At 33.4% G+C, this 527-nt stretch carries 1 protein-coding gene; it reads left to right on the top strand.

Features of this window, described 5'->3' with window-relative positions; translation table 11 throughout:
- Nucleotides 1-527, top strand: a 527-nt coding sequence (locus tag DDE80_RS14670; protein WP_153060938.1) for an RNA-guided endonuclease InsQ/TnpB family protein, incomplete at both ends; no start/stop codon positions are given.

Raw genomic sequence — 527 nt, forward strand, 5'->3', positions numbered from 1 at the left:
CTAAAAGAAGTGGATTCTTTAGCTTTAGCAAATGCACAAATGAACTTACAAAAGGCTTATAAGAATTTTTTTGAAGGCAATGGGGCATTTCCAAAGTTCAAAAACCGTAAGTCAAAACAGTCTTATACAGCTAATCAAGTGAACGGAAATATCGAATTGCAAGATGGTCATATCAAATTACCTAAACTGAAATTAGTAAAAATCAAGCAACATCGGGAAATCCCTGTGGATTATAAATTAAAATCTTGTACAATTTCTAAAACAAAATCAGGTAAATACTATATTTCGATTTTGACAGAATACGTGAAAGAAATTAAACCTGTGTCCATTCAGAAAGTTGTTGGGCTAGATTTTGCTATGAATGGTCTATATGTCGAAAGTGAACAAGGTAAGAAAGCCAATTATCCACGTTTTTATCGACAATCATTAGACAAATTAGCAAAAGAACAACGCATCCTATCTCGTAGAAAGAAAGGTTCTGCACGTTGGGAAAAACAACGTTTGAAAGTGGCTGCACTACAAGAAAA

Origin of the sequence: Metalysinibacillus jejuensis, assembly GCF_003057615.1 — a bacterium.
Classification (GTDB): Bacteria; Bacillota; Bacilli; order Bacillales_A; family Planococcaceae; genus Metalysinibacillus; species Metalysinibacillus jejuensis.